Below are 14,163 nucleotides of genomic sequence, written 5' to 3' on the forward strand. Positions count from 1 at the left end.
GGCACTTCTTTCAGTTCATTCCCATCGTGATGAAACGTAGTCTGTCCTAGCGTTGTGCCAAAGATGCGCAACGCACGAAAACCCTTCAAAGGAGACGAGGCCATGGACAGGCAACATTTCGAAACGCCGATCGAGGTGAAATATCGCGACGTCGATGCGATGGGACACGTCGGCAGTGCGGTCTATTACGACTATCTGCAGCATGCCTACCTGACATTTATGCACGCGCTGCTCGAGCTTCCTCTATCGAAGAAGCTGCCGCACATCATGGTCAAGACCGCATGCGAATATGTGCGCCCCGCCCGCTATGGCGACCGCCTCAAGGTATGCAGCCGCATCACGCGGTTCGGTTCGAAAAGCTTCGACATCGAGCATTTGATGCGGCTGGACGCCGAGGACGAGCCCCTGGTCGCCAAGGCTTACTCGACGCATGTGATGTTCGACTACGAGCACAATGCTTCGTTACCGGTTCCAGACGCATTCAGAACCCGGGTGGAACGTTTTCAGGGCGGAATTTGAATTGATTAGGACTGCTTGATTTCGATTCGGATACCGATTTTGGCGAAACGAGGGTGACCGGATTCAGGGGACGCTCGTTTCGCCGGTTGGCTAAAGGATGCGAAATGGAGGTCAGTTGAAGACGATGATGCCGAGCAGCAGCGCCTTGACTGCGGCATGCGTCTTGTTCGATGCGTTCAGCTTTGAAATCGCGCTGGCCACGTGAAAGTTGATGGTTCGTTCGGTCACGCCGAGAATCATGCCGATTTCACACGACGTCTTGCCGGCCGCTGCCCACCGTAATACTTCGCATTCGCGCTCGCTCAGGGGCGAGACCCCCCTCGCATCCCCGCGCAATGGCAAAGGCGGCACGGAATCCTCGCGCTTCATCAGTTGCTCCATTTTCTACTCCGCAAAAGAAAGCAAACATGCCAAAGTCACTTGCACCACGCGCCGCCGGCAAAAACGGCGACGGCAATCCACGCCGCATCCGATCGGAATCGGGGCAGCGTATTCGAGAAGAAAAAATTCCCCCGCGCACTCACCGAGGGGGCCAAGAGACAAGCAGGGTCAGCGGTCGTTCGAGGCGTTTTGTTGTAGCGCTTATGCGGATTCGGAGCCGCACCTCGTAGGGGCCGCGAAATGGCGGAAGAAGGCGAAAACACCTGTGCCGCTATTTATATGGATCGCATTCAGCATAATCATAATTGCCGCACTGCGGAAGATGCGTAAAGCGCACTATATTCATGAGTACAACGCCATGAAGGGCGCTTTCGGGGTGGGGTGGCCGCCATGACTTCAATCGATCTCAACATGCTGGTCGTGCTCGATGTGCTGCTCACCGAGCAAAGCGTCGTACGCGCCGCGCAGCGGCTCGAGTTGAGCCCTTCGGCGATGAGCCGGGCGCTGGCGCGCCTGCGCGTCGTCACGGGCGATCAGCTGCTCGTGCGCGCGGGCCACAACCTCGTGCCGACGCCGCTCGCGGTGGAATTGCGCGCCAAAGTCAGCGCTGTCGTGGCCGATGCGCAAAACGTCCTGCGCCCGTCGATACGGCTCGATCTGGCCTCGCTGGAGCGTACCTTCACCATTCGCGCCAATGATGGCTTTATCGAACGCTACGGCGCCCGCATCGCGGCGCTCGTGGAGGAGCAGGCGCCGCTCGTGCGGCTGCGTTTTGCCGCGAAGCCCGACAAGAGCGGCACGATGCTGCGCGACGGCATCGCGGATCTGGAAGTGGGGGTGGTCAGCAATATGGCTCCCGAGTTGCGGATCCAGGCGCTCTTTCGCGACAAGTTCGTCGGCGTCGTACGCACCGGCCATCCGCTCGCAGACAGCGAAGATGTGACGGCGCAGCGTTATACGGCCTATCGGCACGTCAGCGTGTCGCGACGCGGCCACGCGTTCGGCCCGATCGACGATGCGCTGCGCGAACTCGGCGCGAAGCGCATCGTCAGCGTGATCGTGCCGAGTTTTCCCGACGCATTGGCACTGGCCCGAACGTCCGATCTCGTGGCGAGCGTGCCTGAGCGGCAGACCGAAGCGGCACGCGAAGGGATGCATACGTTCCGTCTGCCGGTCGTGACGCCCGATGTCACCGTCTCGCAGATCTGGCACCCGCGTCTGGATGCCGACTGCGCGCACCGCTGGCTGCGCACGTGCCTGCGCAAGGTGTGCAGCGATGCGCCCGAGACGTGGGTGGTTCAGTAGCGACGCGCGACTCAGGATTTGCGCGGCTGCATCTCGGCCATCGCTTTCTGCATCTGCTCCGGTGTCGGATCGCTCTTGTGCGTCGCGATATGCCACTGATGGCCGTACGGGTCTTCGACGAGGCCCCAGCGGTCGCCCCAGAACATGTCGGCCAGCGGCGAAATCACCGTCGAGCCGGCGCTGACGGCGCGGTCGAACAGTTTGTCGGCGTCTTCCACATAGACGTAGAGGCTGACGGGGGTGCCTTTAAGCGTTTTCGGACCGGCCACGCCGCAATCGGGGCTTTCGTCGGTCAGCATCACCACCGAGTTGCCGATCTTGATTTGCGCATGGGCAACCTTGCCCGTGGGGCCCATCATGCGGAACAACTCCGTTGCGCCCAATGCTTTCGTATAGAACGCGATGGCCTCGGCGGCGTTCGCGCAGACGAGTTGCGGCGTGACCGTATGCATGCCTTCGGGGACGGGTTTGACGGATGAGGTCATTTGAGGCGCTCCATTGTCAATATCTGGTTAATAAATGGGCCTTGCAGGCGGGGACGCCGCGAGAGGCTCCATCACTACGACGAACGACATCACGCGATTTCGACATCGCTGTGTAAATTATTTTGGTGGTCGCAATTTGAGCCGGACGTCGAGCCGGTGCGCTGCATTGCAGCAGGGGCAGGCGATCAGTTCGTCGGCGACGAGGCGATCGGCTCAATGATAGACGCTCTCCGCGCTCGTGCCGGCCGCACAAGCGTTGCACGCTGACGCTGCAGCGTGGCGATACACGCCTGAGCCACCCTCCGTGTTCGCACCCATTGTTAAGTAGTTGACGACATGCGACATTCTTGCGATCGGGTATTCTCACCCGTTTGCCGCATCGACGCGTGCCTTCGCGCATGTGCAGCGCTGCAAGGTCTTAGAAAGCTTCGACGGCACATCAAATCAATAAGAGGACCGAAAGAGGCAAAGATGACCAACCAACAATCATTAGCCATCGCAGCGCGGTTCGACCGCCTTCCGCCGTCGCGCACCGTCTGGACCATGGTGATGCTGATTTCGCTCGGCGGCGTTTTCGAGTTTTACGACCTGTTCTTCACGGGCTACGTCGCGCCCGGCATGGTGCAATCGGGGCTGTTCAAGCCTGAATCGCTCGGCATTTTCGCGGCGCTTGCGCCGATCGCCGTAGCCGGTTTCGGCACCTTCGTGTTTGCGACGTTCGCCGGCCTATGGCTCGGCACACTCGTCTTCGGCTTCGTCGCCGATCGCTTCGGTCGACGCTTTATCTTCACCTGGTCGCTGGTTTGGTATGTCGTCTGCACGGCGATCATGGCGTTTCAACACACCGGACAGGCGATCAATCTGTGGCGGCTCGTGGCCGGCATCGGGATCGGCGTCGAACTGGTGACGATCGATTCGTACATCTCCGAACTCATTCCGAGCGCAGAGCGCGGCCGCGCCTACGCCGTCAATCAGTTCATCACGTTCTGCGTCGTACCGCTCGTCGCGTTCCTCGCTTTCATTCTCAAGGACACGCACCCGTTCGGCCTCGAGTATTGGCGCGTCGTCATTCTGATCGGTACGCTCGGCGCAGCCTTCGTCTGGATCATTCGCCGCAACGTGCCCGAAAGCCCGCGCTGGCTGGCCCGGCAGGGTCGCGTGGACGAAGCCGAACGAATCGTCGCCGACATCGAGCAGCGCGTCGAAGCCGAGAAGGGCATCAAGCTGCCGCCGCCGCAACCGGTGGGCAACCAGATCGAGGGTAGCGGCACATTCGCCGAAATCTTCGGCCCGCTTTATATCAAGCGCACGGTCTTGCTCTCGATCTTCAACATGGCTCAGGCAATCGGCTTCTACGGTTTCGCCGCATGGGTGCCGACGCTGCTCATCAGCCGCGGGGTTCACGTCACGACGAGCCTGCAATACGCGTTCATTATCGCGATCGCCAATCCGTTCGGGCCGTTGCTCGGTACGCTGTTTGCAGACAAGATCGAACGCAAAACGCAGATCTCCGGCGGCTTGTTGATCATGGGTATCGTGATTGCGTTGTTCTCGCAGGCTTCCGCGCCTGCATTGCTGATCGTGCTCGGCGTGTTGTTCACGCTCGCGGCGAACGTCATGTCGTACGCCTACCACGGCTATCAGGCAGAACTGTTCCCCACGCGCGTGCGCGCCCGCGCCGTCGGCTTCGTCTATTCGTGGAGCCGGCTCGCCGTCGCGTTCGCCGGGCTCGCGATCGGCGTATTGCTGCACAAATACGGCGTGCCGGGGGTGGCCGTGTTCATCGGCGCGTGTATGGTAATCGGCATCTGCATGATCCTGCTCGGGCCGTCCACGAAGGGGCGTTCGCTCGAATCGATCAGCCATTGATCACGAGCGCCGAGCGCATGCGACACGCGACGCGTGCGCTCGGCGTCCGAGTGGCGTACCCTTCTTTCATTGGCGCTAATGCCGGCCGTGGAAGGAGGCTCGAATGACAGCATCGATTCGCACGGGTGCGCACATCGAAGGCATTCACTGGGTTGCCGAATACCTCGAAGTCACGCACAAAATTCGCGTCATGCGCGAGGGCTTCGAAGTAGGCGAGTACGATGCGCCGACGAGCCTGTTCGGCGAAGAAGCCGAGGCCGGCTCGAAAAGCGTCGCCGATCACCGCGCGTTGGAAGCTGCGCTGCGCGCTTATCTGCTGCGCTTCGTGGCCGAACATGACGCTGAGGAGTAAGCTGCCGCGCGGGCGCGATACTCATACTCACCGTCCCGCGCCGCTCAATGCGCAATCGGTCCCGTCAAGAACCCAAGCACCGTTTGCGTAAACTCGTCGGCTCGCTCGATGTTCGACAAGTGCTGTGCGTCCAACTCGACAAAGCGCGCACCTGCGATCGCTTCCGCCAGCGCGCGCGTCAGCTCCGGCGCGACCGAAGGATCGCCCCGCCCCGTCATGACCAGCGTCGGTGCATGAATCGCACCCGCTTCGGCCCGCAGGTCCGCGGCTCCGATGGCCTCGCAATTGCTCGCATACCCTTCGTCATCCATATGCGCAAACGCGTCGCGAATCATGGCCACAAGGAGCGGCTCGCGTTCGGCGAAAGCGTCGGTAAACCAGCGCTTGAGCGTGGCATCGGCCAACGAACGCGCGCCTTGCTCGCGCGCTTGGCGCGCACGCGCCTGCCAGATCTCGGGCGCACCGAGCCGGGCCGCCGTATGGGCCAGCACGAAGCGATCGAACCGGTCGGCATGCCGCGCGGCGAGCGCGACGCCGATGAGCCCGCCCATCGAAAGCCCGCAAAAGTGCGCACGCTCGATCGACAGGGCATCGAGTAAGCCGATCACATCCTGCGTCCACTGCTCGATCGAGTACGGGCCGGGTGGGGCGTCGGAACAACCGAGGCCGCGCGTGTCGAAGCGCAATACGCGAAAGCGGGCGGCGAACGCAGCGATCTGAGGTGCCCACATCGTCACGTCCGCGCCGAGCGCGTTGGCGAGCACGAGCCAAGGCGCGTCGCTTCGCTCGTCGCCGTCGATCCGATAGTGCAAACGAATTCCGCTGAGGCTGACAAATGGCATGGCGATGTTCCCTCGACGTCCAAACGATAGGTGCGCAACAGTGTCCCGCATTGTGCTACTGCGACGCGCATACGTGCGGATTTCGTGGAACAATGGCCCCCAATTCGACATGGCACGGTGAAGCAAAAAGGAGCGAACGATGAAGGAAGGATCCCGGGCGAAGAAAAACGAACCGGTCGCAAAGCGCGGCAAGCGGGCCGGTGCGTCAACCTCGGCATTGGTTCGCCCCACCCGCAGCGAAGCCGAAGACGCCGTGCGCGTGTTGCTGCGCTGGGCGGGCGACGACCCTGCACGTGAAGGTCTGCTCGATACGCCGGCCCGCGTCGTCAGAGCCTACGAAGAGTTCTTCAAGGGCTATTCGCACGACCCGCGAGAGATTCTGGCCCGCACCTTCTCTGAAGTCGATGGCTACGACGAAATGGTCGTGCTCAAAGACATCCGCTTCGAGAGCTACTGCGAGCATCACATGGTGCCGATCATCGGCCGCGCGCATGTGGCGTATCTGCCCGATCATCGGGTCGTCGGCATCTCGAAGCTGGCGCGACTCGTCGATGCGTTCGCGAAGCGGTTGCAGATTCAAGAGAAGATGACGGTGCAGATCGCGGATACGCTCAACGAAATCTTGCAGCCGAAGGGTGTCGGCGTGATCCTCGAAGCCGCGCATCAATGCATCTCGACGCGCGGGGTGCATAAGCCCGGGGTGCAGATGGTCACTTCGCGCATGCTCGGCTCGTTCCGCGACGACCCGTCGACGCGACGCGAATTTCTCGCGATCGTCGGTAATTTGACGGGCACCGGCATTCCGAATACCTGATGACCCGCTGACGGGAAACCGGCTCGTGCGTTTTCGCGCTCGATAACGCTTTACTGCGAGTAGGCGCCCATATGGGTCAGGCCGAACGCCAGCAGGCGCAGTTCGTCGAACTGCGTCGCCAGCTCGAAACTAAGCAGAAACGCCGCGCCAAAGAATACGCCGGGATAGCGCGCCGCCAAGACAAGGAACGGCCTTGCCGTCGCCGCACGCAAGCGCGGCACATTCATGACGCATGCGATGCCGACGCCCAGCGCCAAGCCGACCAGCAGATCGGTTGGATAGTGCAAGCCGAGATACAGCCGCGGCATGCAAATCAACACGATCACGTGCAACAGCGCATAGATGCCCGCCGGCCGAGACGCGAAGAAAATACCCGTGGCGATCGCCCCCCACAGCATCGCATGGTCGCTGGGAAAGGAGCTCCACGTGCGCGGCAATAAGACCCTGCCATTCGCTGCCGGATACAACCCGTGCAGTTGCGGCTCGAAGATGGGCCGCAAGCGGAACGGCAGCTCATGGGCGAGCAGCCGCCCGATGGCAAGCGCGATCAGCCCGCTCACGATCGCCGCAATGACGATTTCACGCGCGCGAAGGCGTGCAACCTCGCGTGCAGCCTCGCCTGCTGCACCGACCGCACGATCGTACCGAAACCAGATCCACCATAGCAGCGCTATGAGCAGCAGCCCACGGGTCAGATTCAGTTCCGCGAGCGCTTCAACGGCACGAACGAATAACGGCGAGCGGATGTCCATGCGGCCCATCGCATGGATCAGCCATTCATCGAAAGAAAGCATCGTTGCGTTTTTTTCCCTCTTTTCAGGGGGTTTGAGTGGTAGTCAGTCGGTTTGCAAAGTTAACATGCAAAATTTGACGTCACTATCGAAGTTACATTTTCCAACAGACGCGTTCCGACGCTGGTTCGACGCCGGTTCGTTCAACGCAGACACCGGTCGTCGCCGTTATCTGTCGGTTGTTCACGAGGCGGTTGCGGTCCGCATCCGTGTGCTTCGATACATGCCCTCACAGGCGATCAGGAAGACAGCCGCGAGCACGCATGCCATCGCCCACCAATGCGCAGGGCCGATGCGCTCATGCAGGACGAGCGCGGAGAACACCGCCGCGGAGATCGGGACGAACGCGGTCAATGCGCTGGCTTGTGCGCCCGCGATGCGCGATGCACCGGCGAACCAAAGGAAGAAGCCGATCGCCGTAGGCACGACCGCGTAATAGACGACGCCAGCCATCGCGGTTGGGTCGAAAGCAGCGCTCCAAGGCCGCTCGAACAATGCCGGCACGATCGAAAGGGCAAGGCCGATGCCTGTCATCAACGTCGACAACTGCAACGGCGAAACCGGTGTCCGCAGGCGTTTGTTCAGCAGGATGAAGAACGCCTCGCACACCACGGCCGCCAATACGCACAGGTTGCCCAGCCACATCGAAGGCGCGCCGCCACGAGCCGTGAGCGTCGTGGCATCGGCGCCGCCTACCGTGCAGACCAACACGCCGGCTGTTGCCAATACGATGGCAGCGATCGTCATCGCACCCGGACGTTCGCGCAGCGCGATCACGGCAACCAGTGCTGCTACCGCGGGCAACGTGCCCGCTATGACGCCGGCATCGGCGGCGGACGCGAGCCGCATGCCGCTCAACAGCAACACCGTATAGCCGACACTGCCCGAGCCCGATTGAAGGACGAGCAGCCACGCGTCGCGCCCACCGACCCGCGGCCAGCGTTCGCCCGTCAGCGCCATCGCCAGCAAAAAGATCGGCAATGCAATGGCAAAGCGCAGCGCCGTTGCCGTGAACGGCGGCAGCCCGTGGACGATCAGTTTGCTCGCCACCACCGTGCTGCCCACGCCGATCATGGCCAGCGTGCAATAGACATAGCCCGTAAAGCGTCCCCCGGTTTGCATCTCGCTCGCCCCTATCGTCAAAAGAACCGATGCAGGTTAGGCGTGTGGCTCGCCGCGGTCTTGAATGAAATTGCAGGGAGGTAAACGGGCTGTCGAGGGCGGTCTGGCAAGCGCCCATCGGCAAGAATGCGAGACGAGACGATCGCCCGATTCGATCAACGCACGGCGCCGGCGTACTGTGCCGGCGTGACACCGAATGCGCGTACGAACGCGCGCGTCATATGGCTTTGATCGGCGAAGCCGGCGCCGGCCGCCGCGTCGGCGAGCGCCGTGCCTTGCGCGATCAGATGACGAGCGAGCGATAAGCGGCGCTGAATCAAATACGCGTGCGGCGGCAGACCTGTGTCACGCGCAAAACCCCGCAAGAATTGAAACCGGCTCAGGCCTGCTTCGGCAGCGAGCGCCGCCAGCGTAACCGGGTTGCACGGGTCATCGTCGATGCGTGCCCGTGCCCGGCGAATCGAAGCACCGACGCCGCCATTCAGTTCGTGCGCCGGCACCCTGAGCCGCGCGGTGGTATGGGCGCGAACGACATAAGCCATCAGCACGAACAGCGATGTCTCTGTGGCAAGCGCTTCGACAGGCGCAATGGATGCGCCCATCGCCGCGGCGAAAGCATGCTCGAAGTGGGCAGTAAACGCCTGATCGTGCAATACCGGCTGCTTGAATTCGACAGCGACCGGCGCGTGCGCACCGAACTCGTTCACGACGTCATAGATGAGTTCGGGCTCGAAGTAGAGCATGCGCCAGGCACGACCCCGCTCGTCGAACGGACTGCCGTCGTGCACCTCGCCGGGATTGGCGGTGATGATGTCGCCGGCTCTTGCTTCGACGGGCCCGCGCCCGCTTGCCGACCGCTGCGCGCCGCGCCAGACGAGGCCAATGCCAAACGTATCGTGCGAATGTCGGCCAAACGATTGCGTCGTGTCGGCCGTCGTCGCCTGCACGCCGGCGACGACGCAACGATGCATGACGACGCGGCCGCGATTCATCGCCGCGCTCGCCCCGGTGACTCGGGGTCACTGCTGCCGCCGCGCGCGCCCTCGCGCACGTTGCCTTGCGAGACGCTCGCGCCCGGTGCCACGCTATGGGTAAGCCAGACATTCCCGCCGATGACCGCACCGCGCCCGATCGTCACGCGGCCGAGAATCGTTGCGCCCGCGTAAATCACGACATCGTCCTCGACGATCGGATGCCGTGCGTGCCCTTTGACGAGCGTACCGTCGGCGCCGGACGGGAAACTTTTCGCGCCCAACGTCACGGCCTGATAGAGGCGCACGCGCTCGCCGATCACGGCGGTCTCACCGATCACGACGCCCGTGCCGTGGTCGATGAAAAAGCTCGCGCCGATCTGCGCGCCAGGGTGAATATCGATGCCCGTCGCAGAATGTGCGATTTCATTGATGAATCGTGCGAGCAGCGGCACGCCGAGCCGGTGCAACGCATGGGCCAACCGGTGATGCATGATCGCCAGTACGCCTGGGTAGCAGAGCAGGATCTCCGTGATGTGCTGCGCGGCGGGATCGCCCGCATGCGCAGCTTGAATATCACTGACGAGCATCGCCCGAATGTTCGGCAGCTGCACGGCGAACGTGCGGGTGATATCGAACGCAAGCGCTTCGAGTTCGGGCGCGGGCGTCTCGGCGTGCTCGGGTAGAAAACGCAGCGCGCGCTTTACCTGCTCGCAGAGCAACCGCAACACGCTTTCGAGCGTGTGGCCGACGTAGTAGTCGACGCTTTCATCGGTCAAATCGGGGGCGCCGTAGTGCGTCGGAAACATGACCGCGCGCAGGGCCTCGACGATACCGACGATGGCATGACGGGAAGGCAACTCGCGAATGCCGCGCGGATGGCGCGTGCGATGCAATGACTCGCGCGACGCACGCAGGTCGGCCACGATCTGATCGAGGCCCCAGTGATAGGAAAGCGGATTCGACATGGTGATGGAAACGGCCGGCGATGCTGCTTCGAAAAACGGAGATCCGCAGAGATTACCGCGTTTTATGCGATGTTGCGCAAGCGCACCGGATTTGGCCGCAGACCCGGCGCATCGCCCTACACGGTGAGACTGCTCGCATCGATCCAACGCACGGCCCAATCGCGCGCATGGGCGATCGCGGCGGCTTCGTCTGCGAACCGCAGTTCGCTCGGGAAAAAGCGATTGGCAACGAGCTCACCGTCGCTTGAGCGTGAAATCACGACATACGGCTGATAGCTGCCATCGCTTGCGCGCGCGGGCGCGCAGTTAAGCAAGTATCCGCGATGCGTGAATGCGGCGTCGGGGTAATGCATGGCGATCTGCCTCCCTTGATACGCTTGCTGCGTCGTCGTGCGATGCGCCGCGCAGCCGCAACAGCAAGCGCCTGACTGCGTTTTCACCACGGGCGCCAGCTTGCAGGATTCGAATCATACTCTGTAGGAAACGCCGGTTCTATCGAAATTAATCGCGTTTTTTCGACTGCTGGGAGGAAAGGGCCGCGGCGGCACGCCAGGTTTGGGCCGGAACGGCTCTTGCTCGCCAAGCCGGTTGCCGCGACCCGTGCGAGCGTTCGGCGCGACTGTGCGCCAGCGCACCCGAAACGCTTGAAGTTGTTACCGGCTGCGCTAGCATGAGCAAACGACCGTGCGTGTTCGGCGCATCCGCGTGGCGGGTACGAATCGGACCTGAAAACACTTGCGAACGATCATGACCGCGAGCCATCCGAGCAATCCGAGCCGACCCTTACCCAGCGCCCAGACGCGACGCATGCGCGCTTCCCGCCCGCCCCGCCGTGCTCCACTCGAGCCGCGCTCCGCCAGACGCTTCTCGATCGCACTCGCATGTCTGGGCGTGAGCTACGCGCTCGCCTGGCTTGAGCTATCGCTCGGGCAGAACGCACCGATCGCGCCGGACGGCGCGGCGTCCGTCTCCACTGCGATGGCGGCCGCTCTCACTGCGCGCGCCCTCGTCGGTCTGCTGTATGTGTTCGTCGCGCTGCGCCACGCGTGGGCGAGATGGGTCACAGTCGTCCTCTGTTTCGCGTCGGTCGTGCTGGTCGCGCCGTTGCTACCGGCCGAATGGCGCGTGTTTCCCGTCGGCGCACTCGTGACAGGACTCGGGTTGGCGGCCAAGCTCGCCGCGGCCATCCTCTTGACGCTGCCGCTGCGCACCCGGAGCCAGACGCGCTCATAATGCGCTGGACGCGGCGAACGCGGTCGCGCATGGCACTTTTCGATCGAGGACTCCACATGAAAATCGTCGTAATCGGGGCGAGCGGAACGCTCGGCCGAGCGGTCTGCGCTGAACTGAAGCAACGCCACGAAGTGATCGAAGTCGGCGCCACGCGCGGCGACTATCACGTCGATGCAACCAACCTGCCGAGCGTCGAGCGGCTCTTTCATGAAATCGGCCGCGTCGACGCCGTCGTCGCGACGATCGGCAAAGTGCACTTCGGGCCTTTCCGTGAAATGACTGCCGATCAATTTTGGATCGGCCTGCGCGACAAACTCATGGGCCAGATCAATGTTGTGCTGGCCGCGCAGCATCATGTCAACGACGGCGGCTCGTTCACGCTGACGGGCGGCATTCTGGCCGACGAACCGATTCGCGAAGGGATCAATGCGACCACCGTGAATTTTGCGCTGGAGGGGTTCGTCCGCGGCGCGGCGATCGAACTGCCGCGCGGGCTGCGCATCAATCTCGTGAGTCCGACCCTCCTCGAGGAATCGGCGCAAGCTTATGGCTCGTACTTTCGCGGGTTCGAACCGGTCAGCGCGCAACGCGCTGCGTTGGCTTTCTGCCGAAGTGTGGAAGGCGCGCAGACAGGGCGCGTCTATCGGGTGGGCAGCTAGGCTGGCACGGCGGACGCGCGGCCAAAAAATGAAGCGCGACGCCCAGACGGATCGTCGCGCTTGACAGCGGCACCTTGAAACGAAAATGCATCACGGGTGGGGGCACAAGCCGCCACCCGTGATTGTGCTCAACGACGCTCGAACGCGCCGTCGCGCAGGCGCCAGAGGTTCAGCGGATTGTCGTCCTGGACGGCCTGCGGCAGCAGCTCCGCCGGCAGGTCCTGATAGCAGACCGGTCGCAAGAACCGCTCGATCGCGAGCGTGCCGACCGAGGTCGAGCGCGGATCGGACGTGGCCGGGAACGGGCCGCCATGCACCATCGCATGGGACACTTCGACGCCGGTCGAGAAACCGTTCGCCAGAATGCGGCCCGCCTTGCGCTCCAGCGTCGGCACCAGCTTGCGCGCAAGCTCGACATCTTCGGGTTCCATCTGCAGCGTGGCCGTCAATTGCCCTTCCAAATGCTCGGCCAGCTCGATCATTTCCTCGACGTTCGCGCAGGTCACGACGAGCGAAGTCGGCCCGAAAATTTCGTCCTCAAGCGGCGGCGCCGCCAAAAAACGCTGCTGCGTCGTGGCGAACAGTTCAGGCAGCGCCGAGTGATGCGCGTCCGTGCTCGCGCCCTGGGCGACATGGCTCACGCCCTCCACTTCCGCACGCTTTTTCACGCCGTCGCGGTAAGCACTTGCAATACCGGCCGTCAGCATCGTTTGCGCGCCCTTCTTCTCGAGCGCTTTCGCGGCGGCATCGATGAACGCTTGTCGATGCGGCCCATCGAGCACGACGACGAGCCCCGGATTGGTACAGAACTGCCCGACGCCGAGCGTCAGCGAGTCGACGAAGCCGTTCGCCACAGCATCGGCCCGCGCCGCCAACGCGCCCGGCAGGACGAAGCACGGGTTGATGCTGCTCATTTCGGCGTAAACAGGAATCGGCTCACGACGGCGTGCGGCGATGTTCATCAACGCGATGCCGCCTCCGCGCGAACCCGTGAAACCGACCGCCTTGATAGCCGGATGCGCCACGAGCGCTTCGCCGACAGCGTTACCCGCGCCCAGCACGAGCGCAAAAACGCCCGCCGGCAAACCGCATTCGGCCACGGCTTCCTGGATCGCGCGGCCCACGAGTTCCGAGGTGCCGAGGTGCGCCGGGTGCGCTTTGACGACGACGGGACAGCCGGCGGCCAGCGCCGAGGCCGTATCGCCGCCCGCGACGGAAAATGCGAGTGGGAAGTTGCTTGCACCGAATACGGCCACCGGACCGACCGGAATCTTCTGCAGGCGCAAATCCGAGCGCGGCAGCGGCTTGCGATCCGGCAACGCGGAATCGAGCGTCGCAGTGAGCCAGCGGCCGTCGCGCACGAGTTGAGCAAACAGCTTGAGCTGGCCGACCGTGCGTGCACGCTCGCCTTCCAGGCGCGCCTTGGGCAGCGCCGATTCCGCGTGGCCGCGTTCGATCAGCGCGTCGCCCAGCGCAAGGATGCGTTCGGCGATCGTTTCCAGCAAACGCGCACGCGTTTCGAGCGGCGCCTGGCGGAACGGATCGAACGCCGCTTGCGCGAGCCGGCAAGCGCGATCGACGTCGTTCGCATCGCCGGCGCCGAACTCCGGCTCCATTTCAACGTTACGGGCCGGGTCGAACGCGCGCAACGTACCGGCATTGCCACGCACCGCGGCGCCGCCGATCAGCATATCTCCCGTGATCTGCATCGTAGGATTCTCCAATTTGAGCCGGCACGTGGTCCGGCAGTAGTCGCAATTGCGTTGACGGGCAAAACCGCGTCGGAACCGTCGATCTTCGCATGAATCCGGATTTTTCGAGCAACCTGGGCCGCGTGCCCAAATGCTGAGAC

The 14,163-nt window shown here is 63.1% G+C and carries 16 protein-coding genes; 7 read left to right on the forward strand and 9 right to left on the reverse strand.

Annotation, left to right across the window (positions count from 1 at the left end; all coding sequences use genetic code 11):
- Positions 1-102 precede the first annotated feature (102 nt).
- Positions 103-519 (forward strand): acyl-CoA thioesterase, encoded by a 417-nt coding sequence (locus tag C0Z19_RS07815; RefSeq protein WP_102609232.1) that lies wholly within the window; start codon positions 103-105, stop codon positions 517-519.
- Between the two features lie 111 nt (positions 520-630).
- Here the strand turns inward: C0Z19_RS07815 and C0Z19_RS07820 are convergent, their stop codons facing one another.
- Positions 631-900: a helix-turn-helix domain-containing protein gene (locus C0Z19_RS07820; RefSeq protein ID WP_102609233.1), complete on the reverse strand. Its 270-nt coding sequence runs from the start codon at positions 898-900 to the stop codon at positions 631-633.
- A 390-nt stretch (positions 901-1,290) separates the two neighbouring features.
- Here C0Z19_RS07820 and C0Z19_RS07825 point away from each other — a divergent pair, with 390 nt between their 5' ends.
- Positions 1,291-2,205, forward strand: coding sequence for a LysR family transcriptional regulator (locus C0Z19_RS07825; protein WP_102609234.1), 915 nt, complete (start codon positions 1,291-1,293; stop codon positions 2,203-2,205).
- A gap of 11 nt (positions 2,206-2,216) precedes the next feature.
- On the opposite strand, the gene C0Z19_RS07830 is transcribed toward C0Z19_RS07825, so the two are convergent.
- The gene (locus C0Z19_RS07830; RefSeq protein WP_102609235.1) at positions 2,217-2,690 is read right to left on the reverse strand and encodes a VOC family protein; all 474 of its coding nucleotides are present in this window, start codon (positions 2,688-2,690) and stop codon (positions 2,217-2,219) included.
- A 543-nt stretch (positions 2,691-3,233) separates the two neighbouring features.
- On the opposite strand from C0Z19_RS07830, the gene C0Z19_RS07835 reads away from it, so the two are divergent.
- Complete coding sequence (locus C0Z19_RS07835) at positions 3,234-4,559, forward strand: MFS transporter (protein ID WP_102609358.1); 1,326 nt, start codon at positions 3,234-3,236, stop codon at positions 4,557-4,559.
- A gap of 103 nt (positions 4,560-4,662) precedes the next feature.
- The gene (locus tag C0Z19_RS07840) at positions 4,663-4,911 is read left to right on the forward strand and encodes a hypothetical protein (protein WP_102609236.1); all 249 of its coding nucleotides are present in this window, start codon (positions 4,663-4,665) and stop codon (positions 4,909-4,911) included.
- Positions 4,912-4,955: 44 nt separating this feature from the next.
- On the opposite strand, the gene pcaD is transcribed toward C0Z19_RS07840, so the two are convergent.
- Positions 4,956-5,753 (reverse strand): 3-oxoadipate enol-lactonase, encoded by a 798-nt coding sequence (pcaD, locus tag C0Z19_RS07845; RefSeq protein WP_102609237.1) that lies wholly within the window; start codon positions 5,751-5,753, stop codon positions 4,956-4,958.
- Between the two features lie 139 nt (positions 5,754-5,892).
- On the opposite strand from pcaD, the gene folE reads away from it, so the two are divergent.
- Positions 5,893-6,567 (forward strand): GTP cyclohydrolase I FolE, encoded by a 675-nt coding sequence (gene folE / locus C0Z19_RS07850; RefSeq protein WP_233196048.1) that lies wholly within the window; start codon positions 5,893-5,895, stop codon positions 6,565-6,567.
- Between the two features lie 50 nt (positions 6,568-6,617).
- Here the strand turns inward: folE and C0Z19_RS07855 are convergent, their stop codons facing one another.
- The 5 genes from C0Z19_RS07855 to C0Z19_RS07875 form a co-directional block, all read right to left on the reverse strand.
- Complete coding sequence (locus C0Z19_RS07855; RefSeq protein WP_102609238.1) at positions 6,618-7,361, reverse strand: phosphatase PAP2 family protein; 744 nt, start codon at positions 7,359-7,361, stop codon at positions 6,618-6,620.
- Positions 7,362-7,541: 180 nt separating this feature from the next.
- On the reverse strand, positions 7,542-8,480 hold the full coding sequence (locus C0Z19_RS07860; protein WP_102609239.1) for a DMT family transporter: 939 nt from the start codon (positions 8,478-8,480) through the stop codon (positions 7,542-7,544).
- 155 nt (positions 8,481-8,635) lie between these two features.
- The gene (locus C0Z19_RS07865) at positions 8,636-9,472 is read right to left on the reverse strand and encodes an AraC family transcriptional regulator (RefSeq protein ID WP_102609240.1); all 837 of its coding nucleotides are present in this window, start codon (positions 9,470-9,472) and stop codon (positions 8,636-8,638) included.
- Positions 9,469-10,419, reverse strand: coding sequence for a serine O-acetyltransferase EpsC (epsC, locus tag C0Z19_RS07870; protein ID WP_102609241.1), 951 nt, complete (start codon positions 10,417-10,419; stop codon positions 9,469-9,471). The genes C0Z19_RS07865 and epsC overlap by 4 nt, the downstream gene beginning before the upstream one ends.
- A gap of 116 nt (positions 10,420-10,535) precedes the next feature.
- The gene (locus tag C0Z19_RS07875; RefSeq protein ID WP_102609360.1) at positions 10,536-10,772 is read right to left on the reverse strand and encodes a hypothetical protein; all 237 of its coding nucleotides are present in this window, start codon (positions 10,770-10,772) and stop codon (positions 10,536-10,538) included.
- A gap of 454 nt (positions 10,773-11,226) precedes the next feature.
- On the opposite strand from C0Z19_RS07875, the gene C0Z19_RS07880 reads away from it, so the two are divergent.
- The gene (locus C0Z19_RS07880; RefSeq protein ID WP_146012016.1) at positions 11,227-11,652 is read left to right on the forward strand and encodes a hypothetical protein; all 426 of its coding nucleotides are present in this window, start codon (positions 11,227-11,229) and stop codon (positions 11,650-11,652) included.
- A gap of 56 nt (positions 11,653-11,708) precedes the next feature.
- A complete protein-coding gene (locus C0Z19_RS07885; RefSeq protein ID WP_102609243.1) occupies positions 11,709-12,311 on the forward strand; it encodes a short chain dehydrogenase in 603 nt (200 codons plus the stop codon).
- Between the two features lie 128 nt (positions 12,312-12,439).
- Here C0Z19_RS07885 and C0Z19_RS07890 read toward each other — a convergent pair whose 3' ends face one another.
- Entirely contained in the window at positions 12,440-14,020 is a 1,581-nt protein-coding gene (locus C0Z19_RS07890) for an aldehyde dehydrogenase (NADP(+)) (protein WP_102609244.1), read from the reverse strand.
- Positions 14,021-14,163 lie beyond the last annotated feature (143 nt).

The organism is Trinickia soli (assembly GCF_002879855.1).
Classification (GTDB): Bacteria; Pseudomonadota; Gammaproteobacteria; order Burkholderiales; family Burkholderiaceae; genus Trinickia; species Trinickia soli.